Genomic DNA, 15,588 nt, shown 5'->3' with positions numbered 1-15,588 from the left:
AGAGCTTACATTTTATTAAATAGAGAAAGATTACTCATTCGAGTAAACACTTTTTGTGAAGCACTGAGTGCAGACTCTTTCATAGACAGTTCCGTTGCCGCTGCCGCGATATCCAATCCCCCAACACGATCTTGAGCCACTGCATTCGACAGTTGATTCGCTGAACTAAAGTTTTCTCTATCACGAAGAATATTTAAACGAGCACCAACGGAAGAGCGACCTTCGCCAACTTTCAATTGAGTATTATTAATACTTGTCGTTGCATCAAAAAAAGATCGCTCTCGTTCTTCGTGCGTCGAGTTACGATCACTCAAGATCGCCAGAGTATCATTAATTTCATTCAGTACATTGTCTCGTCTTGGTTTATCTAACCTTACATCTGCGGTTGTTCCTGGCTCCCCTCTAACAAGAAAGGACATGCCACCAAAAGCAATCGGCTTACCTGCCGTATATAAGCCAGAAGAAACAACCTCTCCCTGGCTATTGGTAATACTGTAAGCACCTGGCGTACCATCAAAAGCACGGCGTCTATCTTGATCTGCTTTTGTATCTGAGCCAAGATTAGTAGAGTCAACAGGTGGCGGTGTGGCTCCATCTTCAATAATTGGCGTCGTCGTTAAATGGAAGATATTTAATGCTGGGGTTTCTGGGTCATAGTTATCTGCCATAAATTGGCTGAAATCTCCTTGACTGGCAACTTTAGTTGAAATTTTCACATCACCCGTTAACACTTCTGTCGTAAAAGTTCGATTTGTCCAAATATCCTGAAAGAGCTTCTTTCCCGAATCCGAAACAGGAATTTTCATGTCTTCTGATATTTGCGCGTATTTTTGCCCCTCATTACCTGCCCATTGATAGCGACCTTGGCTATCTAATATAAACGGCGGCCCTTGAGTGTCTGTTCCGGCAAAAATATAGTTCCCATCAGCACTTTTCGAATTCATTAATTCGCCCATGGACTCAGTGATCAAAGCCACTTCTTGAACAATGGCATCAATATCTTCTTGAGTATTGATATCATTCTGCGCTTGAATAAACAGCGTACGAACATCATCCAAAGAGTCATTTAGGCTCTCTAAAGCGACCTCTTGATACTCTAGGTTACTGGTTGCCATATTGATAGACTCATCAAAAAGCTTAAGGCGATTATTATTGCCTTCATACATCAGTATTTGACTAGCGCCAACAGGGTCATCACTTGGTTTAACAATATCAGTTTGTGCCGATATTTTTTCTTGGGCATGTAGAATTTTTTCATTAGCTTGACCAATCGCTCTGCTCGACTGACCATAAATTAAATTATTCGTCACTCGCATAAACTTACCTCATAATCCCTAGCAATGTCTCAAACGTGGTACGAGCAGCAGTAACCACTTGAGCGGAAGCTGAATAAGATTGCTGGTATTTCAAAAGGTTCACAGCCTCTTCATCAAGACTAACGGCTGACAATCTATCACGACGTTTAACACTGTCATTCATAATAACTTCACTAGATTCTGCATGGCCCGCGGCTTCTGCTGTCTTCGTCCCAACATAGGAAACGAAACCCGCGAACGCTTTGGTTAAACTCGCCTTCCCCTCTACCAATGAATGATTTTGTAAATCAATAAGTGCTATACCATTAAAGTTATCGGACGGCCCCAAATTATCAGTACTAATAGAAAATTCATCGCCTTGCTGCGGCTTAGATGAAACTGATACATCAAAGCCTGCCTCTCCTGACAAACCAGCCTGCTCTAACAAATTACTATATTGAAGTACATTATCCACAGAGGCGATAGTCCCCCCAAATGCGTCTCGGACAACATAGGAGCTTGGCGAGGTAAAATAGATTTGATGTGGCGCACTTGGGTAAAGAGAACCATCTAACGAAAATGCTGATGAGTTTGGTTGAGTATTCGTCACTGAAGACAGGGAGATTCTCGCATCGGATAGGTTATCTGAATGTGTCGACACTCCAACTGGCGCACTCAATGCAAGAGCATCACCATTTTTCGCATGTAAACTCAAACTCGCAGCAGCACCAGCCGTTGGAGTAAAACGAAAGACATCATCCTGATCAATAGAATTTAAATCGCCTACTTTGAAATCTAAACCCAATTCGTCAATTTTGTAATAACCATTAGCATTAGGTGTCATGCTTGAAAGATCAAAAACAGTCGATGCCCCCACTGATTTACCATGTAAATCGTATTTTGTGATAGCGAACCGGTCATCATCTGTTCTAGTAAGTTCATAAGTATCTTTCGTGATTTTTGAAGCTTCACCTGCTGACACTTTCACGGAGATATCAGCAAGTTTATGGATATTATCTGCACTGGAAAAAATATCTATATCACCCAGCGAAAACAAGTCCCTACCAAAATCACCATTTGCATCCAGACCTTTCGCATTCTGAGTGTTCATAGCATCCGATATTGCAATAGCATGCTGGCCCAAAGTACGATCAGCATACTCACTAAACTCTGAACGAAAATCAACCAACCCTCCAACACTACCGCCTAAACTATCGGTTTTTAAGCCAACATTGTAATCACCAAAACTGACGACTAAGTCAATTTTTTTCGGATTCATAGGATTAGAAAGCGCCTTCAACTCAGTTGTCTTTTGATCCATCACTAAAGGCTGACCATTCACTAATTGAATTGTCATCAAACCTTTATCATTAAACTGAGCGTTAACATCTAGATATTTGGAAAGATCCTTTACTAAAAGTTCTTGCTGATCTCGCAGCTCGTTTGCAGGCGATATAGACAAGCCTTCTTCTCTTAATATTTTACCATTCAGGTTCGAGATTTTCGTGGTGATAGCGTTAATATCAGTCAGCGATGATGACAACTGCTGATCAACTAAGTCTTCTTGATCCGATACCATACCGGAAAGCGTTTTATACTGATCAACAAGGTTATTCAAACTGGAGTGAGCCAATTGCCTTAAAGAGGGCGAGGTTGGATCGTTATTTGCCGCCTGCAACGCACTGAACGCTTTATCAAGGTAACCCGTCAAGGCAACACTGTCTTCCGCAAGTAGACTATCTGACATCGTCAGTAACGAATGGTAAGTGTCATAATAGGAAAAATCTGAAGTGTCGGAGCGTACTTGAGCGCTAACAAAGTTATCGACAAGCCGCGATGTATCACGAAGTACAACACCTCCAACAGGTGAACTAGTGGTGTCAGTTCTTTGACGGCTGTAGCCTTCAGTATCCACATTGGATGTATTCTGCCCCGCAGTATTAATACGGGCATTACTAGACTGCAGTCCAGACAATCCAATTGAATATAAATTTGAGGCCATAGCCTACACCCCTAGCACGTTTTTCAGAAATAACCTTTAAGCTCTATCGGCTATTAATGCAAAAACTTTACCAACAGTGTGAATTAGGTGATTTTATTATTACAAGCCTTGAAACCACTTGCTAGAAAGGATGCTTTCAATTTTCTCAGAGTACTTAGGATCCGTAGCATACCCGCCTTTTTGCAAAGAAGCGGCAAACATTGACGCGTCATCCCCAGCCTGCAAGGCATCTTTATACCGCTCACTGGAAGAAATAAAATTTGCATAATCATCAAAGCTTTGTGAAAAAGAATCATAAGCACGAAACGCCGCTTTCTCGCGCTTTGCCACGCCATCACGAAACTCTAATGTATTAACAACAGCGCGATCGCCCTGCCAACGATTATCCGCTTTGATACCAAATAGATTAAAGCTAGCTGCGCCGTCTTCTTTAGCAATCGGATATTTTCCCCAGCCAGTTTCCAAAGCCGCCTGAGCCAATATTGCCTTGGGGTTAACACCAAGCTTCTCCGCGGCCTGTTGAGCATGTGGCCATAGATTGTTAACAAACTCATCGGGCGACCCAAACACGACAGAAAGAGCCGAAGGCGTATCGACCACCCCGGCTTCGTTAATATTCTGTTGTTTTTGCTGAGTTTCCTGCTGAACGGCTTGAATAAATTCAGTAGAAGCTCGATGGGCCAAAGCTTGAATGCGAACTAAGTCTTGTTTAACAACTTGATTCAGAAAATCCGTATCACCCCGCTCCTTCGCCTCAGGAGAACTAATACGACCTTGCTGCTGAGTTTGGTATTGACGAATAAGCGCGTCGGACAAACCTATGCCACCGGACTGCGCCATACTCTGCGACATTTGAGAATCCATCATCTCTTGATATTGCTTAGTCTGTGCACTGGAAAACAAATCACTGCCAATTGCTTCATTTGTGCTGCGCATATTCTTCAACAGCATATTGATAAAGATAGATTCAAACTGCTGAGCAACGTCCTTTAATGCGGCATCAGGATCTTTTTGAGCCTTAGTCTTTAAATCCGTTAGCGTAGAAAAATCCGCGAAAAAATCTTGCTTTGGCGATACTGAATTCATAACCAAACCTATATGACAACTAAGTCAGCATTAATCGCACCAGCTTGTTTCAAGCCTTCTAAAATCGCCATAACATCCCCTGGTGCTGCACCGACTTGATTTACGGCGCGAACAATATCATTCAGCGAGGCGCCTGGATCAAACACAAACATATGACCGCTGTTTGGTGCGATTTCAATACCTTCACGAGGCGATACAATCGTCTCCCCCCCAGTAACTGTGCCGTCTTTTCCGACAACCGGTGGCACCTCCTTAATAGTCACCGTCAAACTACCATGAGTGATCGCCGCGGGGGACACCTTGACGTGCTGACCAATAATAATAGTCCCGGTACGAGAGTTAACCACGATGCGTGCACGCTCTTCAGCCACTTCAACTTCAAGGTTTTCAAGAATCGATAAGTAGGTAACACGCTGACTAGAATCTCGTGGCGCAGACACCCGAATAGACGTCGCATCCAGCGTCGTCGCGACCCCCGAGCCTAAAAGGTTATTAATCTTATCAGTGACTTGCTTCGCTGTCGTGAAATCCGGACGATTAAGGTTGAATGTCAAAGTATCGCCAGTATTAAAACTACTAGGAACCATGCGCTCAACACTAGCACCATTTGGGATACGACCAACCGTAGGGACATTGCCTGAAGTTCGTGATCCATCGGCTCCATTTGCTCCCAATCCACCAACCACTAAATTACCTTGAGCTATCGCATAAACAGCACCATCGGCCCCTTTCAGTGTAGATAAAAGCAGAGTCCCGCCACGTAAAGCACTCGCATTACCTATAGACGAGACGGTGACATCAATTTTTTGACCAGGCTTAGAAAACGCAGGTAAAGTAGCCGTCAAAGAAACCGCTGCGACATTTTTAGACGTGGCGTTAACCCCTTCTGGTAAGGTAACACCAAAGCGAGACAACATACTGGCAAAACTCTGGTTAGTAAAAGCCGTACTGTCACCCGTACCATTAAGGCCAATCACTAAGCCATAGCCAAACAATTGGTTTTCTCGGACGCCCTGAACACTAGCAATGTCCTTCAAGCGCTCAGCCTGAACAGAAAAAGACAAAAAGTATAAGACAATTAGCGCTATGTGCTTCATCACATCACCTATTAAGAGGAGCAAACCTCTCAGCTGTTATATCATAAAATTAATAAGGCATATCACTGGAGTTAAGCAAGCGACTTACCCAGCCCTGCTCACTTCCAGCTGCGACATCACCAGTACCAGAATACGTAATTCTCGCGTCAGCAACGCGTTCAGATTCTACCGTGTTATTTGGTGAAATATCTTGTTTACGAACTACCCCAGAGAAACGAATGTATTCGTCACCTTGATTTAAGCGTAGCCATTTCTCCCCTCGTACCGCCAACAAACCATTTGGATACGCTTTATATACAGTTACTGATATCGTACCACTTAAACTATTATTTTGGTTCGCTGAGGCGTTCCCAGAAAAATCTGTCCCTTGTTGAGGAAGTGTTGTATCGACCTTCAACTCTTGCCCTAATATCGTCGGATTTTCGATGGTTGCTGAAGAAGACTTGGAAACCGTTGCCGCATTCGCCTTAGTCGAGGTTGTGGTCTCATTCAAGTTAATGGTCAAGATATCACCAACTTTGCTGGCTTTCTGATCACCAAAAAATACGTCCCCCATACTCGTCTGATAAATACCACCTGTTGGAGCCTGCGAAGGCGTCATACCATTCGGATGCACTGGCGCATAATAAGGGTCATCTGACTGAATAGATTGGCTTATATTTGGCCCATTTAATGGGTCATTAGGGTCTGGTACAAACCCTTTTCGTGGAACATCTGATGGAGACTCTTCAGACTCTTCAGCATCATCGTCATCATCAGTGACCGCGTCAATAACCGCATCCGTTGCCGCTGCGGCTGCCCCCGCGGCGGCCGCATTAGCAACAGCTTGCTGGTTAACGTCCCAAGAAAGACAACCAGACAAACAAGCGCTAAAAGCCACTAAAAATGCAAATTTAATCTTCATCATATTCCACACGTCACTATAACTGCTGTATTGCAAAGCTCATCATGCCATCCGCAGACGCGATAACTTTTGAATTCATTTCATAAGCTCGTTGCGTCGTGATCATATTAACCAACTCCTCAATAGAGTTCACGTTAGACGCCTCAAGCATTCCTTGAGCGATAGTACCTAATGAGTCGGTACCTGGCACACCTACCAATGGAGGACCACTCGCATTTGTCTCTGTGAATATATTTTGTCCAGCAGAACTTAAGCCAGTCGGATTAATAAACCCAGCAATATTAATCGCACCAACTTGCTGAGCATCAGCATCACCATTCTTACGGACTGACACAATACCATCTTCTGCAATCATAATTTCAATCGCATCTGGATCAATTTGAATCCCTGGCTCAACCACTAAACCGCCAGATGTAGCAAGCTGTCCCTGACTATTAAGCTGAAGACTTCCATCACGTGTGTAGGCAATCGTTCCATCAGGCTGTAAAACCTGTAAAAAACCTTTACCTTGAATAGCAACATCAAGCTGTCTATCCGTCATATTGTAGTCGCCATTGGAGAAATCTTTTTGTGTTGCTCCAACTTTAACACCAGTACCTAGCTGCAAACCTGATGGTAACTCAGCATTTTGAGCACTCAAGCCACCTGGTGCTCGCACGGTTTTATACATAAGATCTTCAAACACTGCTCTGTCTTTTTTAAATGCAGTCGTCGAAACGTTTGCCAAGTTGTTGGCTACGACGTTTAATTGTTTATCCATCGCACTTAAACCGGTTTTACTAACCCATAATGCCGAATTCATAAAAGCCTCTCATTTAATTCCGTTATTCTTTACGCTATTTGTTATGCAATATCAGACCGAGATCAAGATGTTCGCTGTAAAATACGGGCAGAAGAATCTGCGTTGTCTCGGATAGAATCCATCATTTTCACATTCATTTCGAAACGACGGGCCAAATTCATAATGTGCGTCATCTCTTCAACCGCGTTTACATTACTTCCTTCGATAAAACCACTTACCAATTGAACATTGGGATCGGCCTCCATTACCTGCCCATCACGGGTATGGATTAAGCCGTCTTCTTCTTTGCGTAAGTTTTGTTTATCGGGGTTCACTAGTTTAATCTGATTAAGCACCGCCACTTCATTATTGGCACCACCTTGAGGAACAATAGAAATAGATCCGTCAGCCGTAATATTAATACTATCGGAAGGCGGCAAAAAAATAGGCCCCGCGACACCGGCAACAGGCAAACCTCTTCCTGTCACTAGCTGCCCTGCAGCATTAATTTGAAAATCACCCGCTCGAGTGTAAGCCTCTTGACCACTTTCATCATAAACAGCAATAAAACCTTCTCCTGCAACCGCAACATCTAGGTTTCTACCTGTTTGTATCATGTCACCTTGCGTATAGCGTGTCGCTGGATTCTCTGTCATCGCATAAACACGACTCGGATGGTAATCACCATACACTTGCATAGAACGAGCCTGTTCGAAGTCAGATCGAAAACCAGTTGTACTAACGTTTGCCAGATTGTTAGCGTGTATTGTTTGAGCATTCATGGTTTGCACACCACCACTCATTGCTAAATATAAGGCCTTATCCACTACAATTCTCCCAGAAGAATTTACATAACTAGGGTAACTACTATCAAAAAACGTACCAACTTATAAAAACAATAAAAAAGGCAAAAAAAAAGCCGAAACAGCAAAGCTGTTCCGGCATCAAATCTTCTCTCTCCAGAAAATTAGCGTAGGTTAATTATCGTCTGAGTAACCGTGTTTTCTGTTTCTAATGTCTTACTGTTTGCTTGGTAATTACGCTGCGCCTCAATAAGCGCAACCAATTCAGACGTAAGGTCAACGTTAGACTCCTCTAACGCTCCCCCTTGAACTTTGCCAAATGTCCCTGTGTTTGGACGACCTATATCAGCAGGTCCAGAACCCTTACTAGCCAACCAAGAAGTGTGCCCTGACGGCATAAGACCGTCAGTACTGTCAAAGGTTGCCAAGGCAATCTGGCCAAGTGTTGCCGTTTGTTGATTGGTGTAATTGGCCATCAAGAAGCCATCACTATCAAACGATACACCTTGCAGCTCACCAGCAGAAAAACCGTTCTGCTCAAAATTATCAGTATTATTTAATGCAAACTGCGTCGATCCAGTTAGATCCAACGGTGTGATTTGCCCACGATTAGTTGGGTCAATCCCCATAATTTCTAATGTGATTGGCTGCGCTACCCCAAAAGGAGGAAGCCCACGATAAGCCCCCATCAAATTACCAGCGGCATCAAAAGAGACTGTCGTATTTTTTTCTAAATATCGCGTATCTTCACCTGTCAAAGGATCTGTATAGCTCTCTTCGCCATCCATTGTTACACGCAGCTCATAGGTATTGTTTTCACCTTGTTTGATGAAGTAATAACCCACTGTATGAGCCTCACCCAAAGAGTCAAAAACGGTTCGTGTATTACCGTAATTATAAGTATCAGGGTCTAATGGATCAAAAGCTTCTCGAGCTACAGCACTAGGCTCACGCACTTCAGTTGGAGCAAGCGCCGATGCAATCGCGACACCACCTAATGTTCCAGCCACAGCTAAAGGAGCTTTAGTCGCTGCCGCAATATCGGCCTCACCAGGTTCAGTCGCACCGATATAAAGAAGCTCAAACGGCTGTTCGTTAGTACCATCACCGTTGTAATCCGTATCACTTTCAGATGAATTATAAGTTGCGTAGGTTTCACCCAAAAATGCCGCACCAGTATCATCTGTCAAGTTACCATCTACAGTGGCATGGACTTTGTAAGTATTTGGCAACTCACTTTTCGCATAATAATAAGTAACGATGTGATTTTTACCGTTACCGTCAACAACACCTTGCGTTTGCGTATAGTTATAAGTATCCGGATTCAACGGATCAAAGTCTGCTTTAATAAAGGCTGGAATGTCTTCACTCTTTGAGTCTAAATTCACCTTTAAACCCATCGTCGTAGTTGGCTCGGGAGGAATACGATCCGTTGGGACTTTTAAGTCCTCTAAATTACCACCAACAACACCATCTACTGCGTTAAAACCCAGCACATTACTCCCAGTATTAGTTACCAGAAAGCCATTTTCATCCAGTTTAAAATTGCCTGCACGGGTATAGGATTGAGCAATGCCAGAATCAAGGACAAAAAAACCACTGCCATCTACCGCTAGATCTAGATTATTATCAGTATAAGACAAGTTACCCGCCGAAAACTCTTGCGAAACCTTACTAACACTCACACCAGAGCCAATACTGTTGCCACTTCCGGCCCCCAGTACGCTAGTATTGTAGAGATCATCAAATTCAATACGTGACTTTTTAAAGCCCGTTGTATCGGCGTTGGCAATATTATTACCGGTAACACTTAAATAATCGGCAGACGCTTTAATGCCAGACAGTGCGGTATTGAATCCCATAATACTCTCCAATCACCCTAATATTTCTAATTCATTCGTAAGTTTGATTTTTCCGTGATTCTCCACGTTTAAAACCGTGCCATTTTCACCATTAATGGTGACACCTTGAATACGCGTAGGAAGCTGAGTATTCAACGCCGATATTTCGCCTTTATCATTAGCTGACGAGGCGGCAAAGCGATATTCACCTGGCGGCAAAACATTTCCGTCGTCATCTAACTTATCCCATTTGTACTCACCCGAATTTAAAGTGGCAGTACGGACAAGACGATTATCCGCATCAAATATTCTCAATGAAGCGACTTGCGAATCTTCCGGAATGACGGTTCTTATTTGTACAGGTTCCAATCCATCGGTTACTTTCGCTTTATTGCCATCCATCAATATAGACTTACCCACTAGCGTAGAAGCACTAAGTGCTTGATTAGACGTAAGCGAAGTAGCCATGTTTTCCAATTGATCAGAGATACTAGTCAGCCGCTCTAGAGAGCTAAACTGAGACATTTGCGCCACCATATCATTAGTATCTTGTGGCGCCGTCGGATCTTGCCCTTTAAGCTGCTCAATATAAAGCTTCAAAAAGACATTCTGATCTGCAAGCGCAGCCTCATCTTTTGGAACTTCTGGCTTTTCAATGCCAGCTTTTGTCTTAGCCGCTTCTGTCCCATATTGGGAAATAAGCCCATTAAGACCTTTCGAGTCAGATATATTTGCCATCTGTCAGCTCCTATGACTGCCCAAGCGTGAGCATTTTCTGCATCATACTTTTGGCTGAGTTCATAATCTCTACGTTTGTCTGAAAAGAACGAGACGCTGACATCATATCGGCCATCTCTTCCATTGGATTTACGTTTGGATAAAACACGTAACCCTCTTCATTTGCCATTGGGTGATCTGGTTCATATCTCGGCTGTAAAGGCGCATCAGATTCCACAATGCCATCCACTTTTACCCCAACACCAGCACCAGTGTCATCTTTGTTTGCGTTGTTCCAACCATACTCACGCATACTGTCATTCATCATCTGTGAAAATACGGGCTTACGAGCACGATAAGTCTGATCTGCTGAGCTTGCCGCACTGTCTACGTTAGCCATATTGCTCGCAATCGTATTCAAACGAATAGTTTGGGCACTCATTGCAGACCCAGAGATAGTAAAAATATTACTTAATGACATCGTAATTAATTCCCAGTAAGCGCTTTTTTCATGCCGTTAATTTTTCGATCCAAGAACATAAAACTTGTATCAAACTGCAATGAGTTCTGAGCATATTCAGCTTGCTCTCTTTGCATATCAACCGTATTGCCATCCAAAGATGGCTGGTTAGCATTTCGGTATAACAATCCCTCAGACTCGCCAGAAAATCCTTCACCAGAGATATGGCGTGAATTTGACCCAGCAAGCTGCAGTTTTTTGCTTTCATTATCTAAAAGAGAATCGAACGAAATATCTCTCGCCTTGTAATTTGGGGTGTCAGCATTAGCAATATTATTTGCCAAGACCGCCGCTCTCGCACTGCGAAACTCCAGCGTCTTATCATGTCCAGCAAATGCACTTGCAAAAGAAATAGCCATTCGATCCTCAAAAAACATTAATCATCTATACGAACAATACAAAGCAATTATAATGCCAATAAATATTTATATTATTTTTCAATGGCTTACACTTCAAAAAAGTCTAAACGGCAAAAAGCGGCAACGCATATCTGAAAGAGAAGCCACTATTAATGAATTTATTAGAAGATAACTACAGGGAGAAATAAGGATGGAAGTTAAAAACAAAAAAAGCAGCCTGTCGGCTGCTTTTATAACATCAAAATAGTCTAACTAGGGTATAAATCCCAGGCGTTAGATTGCGCTGTTTACAAAATCTACCAATTGAGATTTAGACACAGCACCTACTTTAGTTGCTACCACTTCACCACCTTTAACGATAAGCAAAGTAGGGATACCTCGTACATTGTATTTAGGCGCTGTTTCTTGGTTTTCATCAACGTTAAGTTTTACAACTTTTACTTTGCCCGCGTATTCTGCTGCAACGTCTTCCAAAACAGGCGCAATCATTTTACAAGGTCCACACCATGGAGCCCAAAAATCTACAATTACAGGGATTTCTGAATTAAGCACTTCTTCTGCAAATTGAGCATCAGTGATTTGAATTGTGTTCTCACTCATAATAATTCCTCAAAACTCTATATTTAACTAATGAATATGGCTAGTGTATCACTAAATGATTGGGGTAAAAATGAGTTCTATCTAATTAAAGCAATAGAAAAATGCTATAGCATTAAAGATCGTATAACCGTTGGCAATTCAAGCAATGAGTGTATTTCTGCGTGTGAGCGAGCTCCCCAATCATCTCCCCAACGCTGCGCGCCATGGCGATTAAACCAGACACTTTTTGCACCAGCATTAGATGCTCCAAAAACATCATCGACAGGATGATCCCCCACATGAATGAGTTCAGATATCTCTACGCCCGCATTTTTAGCCGCCATTGAAAACACATCAACAGCAGGTTTTGCGATACCAACTTGATCTGCACGGACTGCAAAATCAAAGTATTGACCTAGACCAACATAAGGGTGGAAGACATCAGCATTACCGTTAGTAATAACAGCCAAAGTATAGTCTTGCTGCAAGGCCTCTAAAACATCCACAACATGAGGATAAAGATCCACTTTTTGGCGCCACTCACAAAAATGCGCCAACGCAGCACCTGCAACAGATTCGGCTTCTTCTGAAGGCAGTCCAAATTGCTTTAATGCCAGTTTGTACACAGCCAGCCGAACCGCAGTCAAGTTAAAAGCCATTTCTGGCTTTTCCGACAAAATTTTGCTTTTGAACTCATCTCGGACGAGAAATGGGCATTGTAGAGAAAAGCCTGGGAAACGTTCCTCAAACCAAGACTCCATCGCATATTCAGCTCTCATAATGACGGGAGCGACGTCCCAAAGAGTATTATCAAGGTCAAAGGTAATCAGCACATTCACGTTAATAGCCTCAATAAAATAGCACTCAATAAATCAGCAATATATTGAAGGAACAGAGCCCCTTTTTCTTTATCAAAAGCAGATTGGTTTTCAGCCCCCAATACAAGAACACCACGTTTTTTCACTTCCCCGCCCTCTCTAGTAAGCAACGGCAATACAGCAACAGAACGGATTGTGGAAGCATCATCTGGAAAAAGAAAGCTCATTTCATTGGCTGGCAACATGCCACAAAAACAGTCAGTAAAACCTGCTGTATGAGACAAAAACACATCATCTTCCGCCAACATATGAGATCTAACCGCACTCTCAGGAAACTCACCATAAAAAACCAACGCATGATGAGAGACATCAAAATCATCTCTTACCATGTCATCAATAATAACGGCAAGGTCGTCTAATGAGCTACAAGTGAGGCCAGCTAAGACTAAACGACGACTTTTTTGCATGGTAGACTCATTCTCGCGAGCCACGTCTATTAAACGATCAAACTCTGCACGATAATCTGCAGTCGTTTTCCGTAACGATTGCACCTGATACTCAAGCAGTGAAACCGCCCTCCCATTAACGGGATGAGGAAGCGTCAGACTCTCCAACAAATCAGTATTCCGAATAAAAAAATCCGGTGCTGTTGACAAATATTGAATTACTTCTTCTTCGCTCATAATCCCTCTACAGGTAAATTTGACCTTCGAACACCTTCGCAGCAGGACCCGTCATAAGAATAGGAAAGCCTTCACCCTGCCATTCAATATGTAGGTCGCCGCCACGTAAATGAGCAGTAACCTTAGGAGATAACCACCCCTGTTTAATACCAGCAACGACTGCCGCACAAGCTCCAGTCCCACAGGCTTGAGTTTCACCCACGCCACGCTCATAAACACGTAAATTGATTTCATCAGGACTAATAACCTGCATAAAACCAACATTTACATTTCTAGGAAAACGTTCGTGCCCCTCAATTAAGGGTCCAACCGTAGCAACTTCATCATCTATCAGTTGATCTACTTTAATTACGGCATGAGGGTTACCAACAGATACTGGCGTTATTGAATACTCTGTCTCACCAGCCATAATCTTGTAAAGACCATCACAAGGCTCTGCCGTAAACGGCAAATCTTTTGGCTCAAAACTTGGCGCTCCCATATCTACTGTGACTAAACCACCGTCTATTACACGTAATTGGATTGCACCACGTTTTGTTTCAACATTAATGATGCGTTTATTCGTTAACTCTCGATCTAAGACAAATTTAGCAAAGCAGCGAGCACCATTTCCACAATGCTCCACTTCACTACCATCTGAATTGTAAATGCGGTAGCGAAAATCCATATCTGGATTCGTTGGTGGCTCGACAACTAAAAGCTGATCAAATCCAATTCCCCAGTTACGATCACTCAATCGTTCGATTTGCTGTTTATTAAAAAACACCTTACGAGACACCGCATCCACTACGACAAAATCGTTTCCCAGACCATGCATTTTGGTAAATTTCAATAACACGACGCACTCCTCAGACTGGCAAAATTTGCTCGCCAGCTAACTGATGCTCAATCGTTTCACGAGCACGAATCAAATATGTTTTATCGCCATCAACCATCACTTCCGCTGCACGATTACGGCTATTGTAATTTGACGCCATAGTGAAGCCATAAGCACCAGCAGAGCGAACAGCTAAAAGGTCACCGGCCTGAATATCAAGCTCACGATCTTTACCTAAAAAGTCACCAGTCTCACAAATAGGTCCAACAAGATCGTAGTTACGCTTACCTTCGGAGGTTGGCAACAAAGAAACTGGGACAATATTCATCCAAGCACTGTATAAGGATGGACGAATTAGGTCATTCATCGCCCCATCGATGATGGCGAAATTTTTATGCGGCGTGCATTTCAAAAACTCAACTTGCGTTAATAAAACCCCCGCGTTCGCAGCTATGGAACGACCTGGCTCAAATGCCAGTTCAAAATCCTTGCCCTTTACCTTTTCCAGTAATAACTTAGCGTAATCAGCAGGTGATGGTGGCACTTCATCGCGGTACCGAACCCCTAAACCACCACCTAGATCTAGATGTTTAATGGAAATACCAACCTCAGCCAATTCATCAACTAGGCCAATCAAGCGATCAAATGTATCTAGAAATGGCTTCAGCTCTGTCAGCTGTGAGCCGATGTGACAATCAACGCCCATGACATTCAGGTTAGGTAATGCATGAGCAATTTTATAAATGCGAACCGCGTCTTTAATATCAATACCAAACTTATTTTCTTTCAAACCTGTTGAAATGTAAGGGTGTGTTTTCGCATCAACATCAGGGTTAACACGCAAAGAAACTGGCGCCACTTTGCCCATTTCGCCAGCCACTTGATCTAATCGGTACAATTCCGCTTCAGATTCCACATTGAAGCAATGAATACCAACCTCCAATGCTCGACGCATTTCTACAACTTGCTTGCCTAAACCTGAGAACATAATTTTAGACGGCTCACCACCAGCTTTCAAAACGCGCTCAAGCTCACCGATGGAAACGATATCAAAACCTGAACCTAGGCGAGCCAATACATTCAAAATTGCAATATTTGAGCACGCTTTTACGGCATAACAGATTAAAGTTGGGTGTGATGCAAACGCATCAGCATACGCTTTGTAATGGCGTTCAAGAGTCGCACGAGAGTATACGTAACACGGAGTGCCATATTGATTAGCAATATCTGATAAGGCAACATTCTCTGCATGCAGAGCCTGATTTGAGTAATTAAAAAAATCCAAA

16 protein-coding genes are annotated in these 15,588 nt (G+C 42.9%); all 16 read right to left on the bottom strand.

Annotated features, from left to right (window positions below; genetic code table 11):
• Nucleotides 1-5: 5 nt before the first annotated feature.
• The 16 genes from flgL to lysA all read right to left on the bottom strand — a co-directional run bounded on the left by flgL (nt 6) and on the right by lysA (nt 15,587).
• Nucleotides 6-1,316, bottom strand: a complete 1,311-nt coding sequence (flgL, locus tag DFP80_RS11335; RefSeq protein ID WP_113916912.1) for a flagellar hook-associated protein FlgL — start codon at nt 1,314-1,316, stop codon at nt 6-8.
• Nucleotides 1,317-1,320: 4 nt separating this feature from the next.
• Nucleotides 1,321-3,297 carry a flagellar hook-associated protein FlgK gene (flgK, locus tag DFP80_RS11330; RefSeq protein WP_113916911.1) on the bottom strand — a complete coding sequence of 659 codons (1,977 nt, stop codon included), beginning with the start codon at nt 3,295-3,297 and terminating at the stop codon, nt 1,321-1,323.
• Between the two features lie 99 nt (nt 3,298-3,396).
• The gene (gene flgJ, locus DFP80_RS11325; protein WP_113916910.1) at nt 3,397-4,383 is read right to left on the bottom strand and encodes a flagellar assembly peptidoglycan hydrolase FlgJ; all 987 of its coding nucleotides are present in this window, start codon (nt 4,381-4,383) and stop codon (nt 3,397-3,399) included.
• Between the two features lie 8 nt (nt 4,384-4,391).
• Nucleotides 4,392-5,480 carry a flagellar basal body P-ring protein FlgI gene (locus tag DFP80_RS11320; RefSeq protein ID WP_113916909.1) on the bottom strand — a complete coding sequence of 363 codons (1,089 nt, stop codon included), beginning with the start codon at nt 5,478-5,480 and terminating at the stop codon, nt 4,392-4,394.
• 49 nt (nt 5,481-5,529) lie between these two features.
• On the bottom strand, nt 5,530-6,387 hold the full coding sequence (locus DFP80_RS11315) for a flagellar basal body L-ring protein FlgH (RefSeq protein ID WP_113916908.1): 858 nt from the start codon (nt 6,385-6,387) through the stop codon (nt 5,530-5,532).
• A gap of 13 nt (nt 6,388-6,400) precedes the next feature.
• Complete coding sequence (flgG, locus tag DFP80_RS11310) at nt 6,401-7,186, bottom strand: flagellar basal-body rod protein FlgG (RefSeq protein ID WP_113916907.1); 786 nt, start codon at nt 7,184-7,186, stop codon at nt 6,401-6,403.
• A gap of 62 nt (nt 7,187-7,248) precedes the next feature.
• Nucleotides 7,249-7,992 carry a flagellar basal-body rod protein FlgF gene (flgF, locus tag DFP80_RS11305; protein WP_113916906.1) on the bottom strand — a complete coding sequence of 248 codons (744 nt, stop codon included), beginning with the start codon at nt 7,990-7,992 and terminating at the stop codon, nt 7,249-7,251.
• A gap of 140 nt (nt 7,993-8,132) precedes the next feature.
• A complete protein-coding gene (locus DFP80_RS11300; protein WP_113916905.1) occupies nt 8,133-9,830 on the bottom strand; it encodes a flagellar hook-basal body complex protein in 1,698 nt (565 codons plus the stop codon).
• 12 nt (nt 9,831-9,842) lie between these two features.
• Nucleotides 9,843-10,547 carry a flagellar hook assembly protein FlgD gene (locus DFP80_RS11295; RefSeq protein WP_113916904.1) on the bottom strand — a complete coding sequence of 235 codons (705 nt, stop codon included), beginning with the start codon at nt 10,545-10,547 and terminating at the stop codon, nt 9,843-9,845.
• 10 nt (nt 10,548-10,557) lie between these two features.
• A complete protein-coding gene (gene flgC, locus DFP80_RS11290; protein ID WP_113916903.1) occupies nt 10,558-11,007 on the bottom strand; it encodes a flagellar basal body rod protein FlgC in 450 nt (149 codons plus the stop codon).
• A gap of 5 nt (nt 11,008-11,012) precedes the next feature.
• Nucleotides 11,013-11,405, bottom strand: coding sequence for a flagellar basal body rod protein FlgB (gene flgB, locus DFP80_RS11285; RefSeq protein ID WP_113917099.1), 393 nt, complete (start codon nt 11,403-11,405; stop codon nt 11,013-11,015).
• Between the two features lie 273 nt (nt 11,406-11,678).
• A complete protein-coding gene (gene trxA, locus DFP80_RS11280) occupies nt 11,679-12,005 on the bottom strand; it encodes a thioredoxin TrxA (RefSeq protein WP_012071251.1) in 327 nt (108 codons plus the stop codon).
• Between the two features lie 104 nt (nt 12,006-12,109).
• Entirely contained in the window at nt 12,110-12,823 is a 714-nt protein-coding gene (locus DFP80_RS11275) for an HAD family hydrolase (RefSeq protein WP_113916902.1), read from the bottom strand.
• Nucleotides 12,820-13,485 (bottom strand): DUF484 family protein, encoded by a 666-nt coding sequence (locus DFP80_RS11270; RefSeq protein WP_113916901.1) that lies wholly within the window; start codon nt 13,483-13,485, stop codon nt 12,820-12,822. Before DFP80_RS11270 ends, DFP80_RS11275 begins: the two co-directional genes overlap by 4 nt.
• Nucleotides 13,486-13,492: 7 nt before the next feature.
• Complete coding sequence (dapF, locus tag DFP80_RS11265; RefSeq protein ID WP_113916900.1) at nt 13,493-14,323, bottom strand: diaminopimelate epimerase; 831 nt, start codon at nt 14,321-14,323, stop codon at nt 13,493-13,495.
• A 10-nt stretch (nt 14,324-14,333) separates the two neighbouring features.
• On the bottom strand, nt 14,334-15,587 hold the full coding sequence (gene lysA, locus DFP80_RS11260; protein WP_113916899.1) for a diaminopimelate decarboxylase: 1,254 nt from the start codon (nt 15,585-15,587) through the stop codon (nt 14,334-14,336).
• Nucleotide 15,588: the final 1 nt, after the last annotated feature.

Source organism: Marinomonas rhizomae (assembly GCF_003315485.1).
GTDB classification, from domain to species: Bacteria; Pseudomonadota; Gammaproteobacteria; order Pseudomonadales; family Marinomonadaceae; genus Marinomonas; species Marinomonas rhizomae.
The sequence above is the reverse complement of the archived record's forward strand: the minus strand, read 5'-3'. Positions and strand labels throughout refer to the sequence as shown.

What these genes read in the sequence shown, in the direction of transcription:
- flgL (WP_113916912.1), bottom strand. Translation starts at nt 1,316, where the DNA reads ATGCGAGTGACGAATAATTTAATTTATGGTCAGTCGAGCAGAGCGATT.
- flgK (WP_113916911.1), bottom strand. Translation starts at nt 3,297, where the DNA reads ATGGCCTCAAATTTATATTCAATTGGATTGTCTGGACTGCAGTCTAGT.
- flgJ (WP_113916910.1), bottom strand. Translation starts at nt 4,383, where the DNA reads ATGAATTCAGTATCGCCAAAGCAAGATTTTTTCGCGGATTTTTCTACG.
- DFP80_RS11320 (WP_113916909.1), bottom strand. Translation starts at nt 5,480, where the DNA reads ATGAAGCACATAGCGCTAATTGTCTTATACTTTTTGTCTTTTTCTGTT.
- DFP80_RS11315 (WP_113916908.1), bottom strand. Translation starts at nt 6,387, where the DNA reads ATGATGAAGATTAAATTTGCATTTTTAGTGGCTTTTAGCGCTTGTTTG.
- flgG (WP_113916907.1), bottom strand. Translation starts at nt 7,186, where the DNA reads ATGAATTCGGCATTATGGGTTAGTAAAACCGGTTTAAGTGCGATGGAT.
- DFP80_RS11300 (WP_113916905.1), bottom strand. Translation starts at nt 9,830, where the DNA reads ATGGGATTCAATACCGCACTGTCTGGCATTAAAGCGTCTGCCGATTAT.
- DFP80_RS11295 (WP_113916904.1), bottom strand. Translation starts at nt 10,547, where the DNA reads ATGGCAAATATATCTGACTCGAAAGGTCTTAATGGGCTTATTTCCCAA.
- flgC (WP_113916903.1), bottom strand. Translation starts at nt 11,007, where the DNA reads ATGTCATTAAGTAATATTTTTACTATCTCTGGGTCTGCAATGAGTGCC.
- flgB (WP_113917099.1), bottom strand. Translation starts at nt 11,405, where the DNA reads ATGGCTATTTCTTTTGCAAGTGCATTTGCTGGACATGATAAGACGCTG.
- trxA (WP_012071251.1), bottom strand. Translation starts at nt 12,005, where the DNA reads ATGAGTGAGAACACAATTCAAATCACTGATGCTCAATTTGCAGAAGAA.
- DFP80_RS11270 (WP_113916901.1), bottom strand. Translation starts at nt 13,485, where the DNA reads ATGAGCGAAGAAGAAGTAATTCAATATTTGTCAACAGCACCGGATTTT.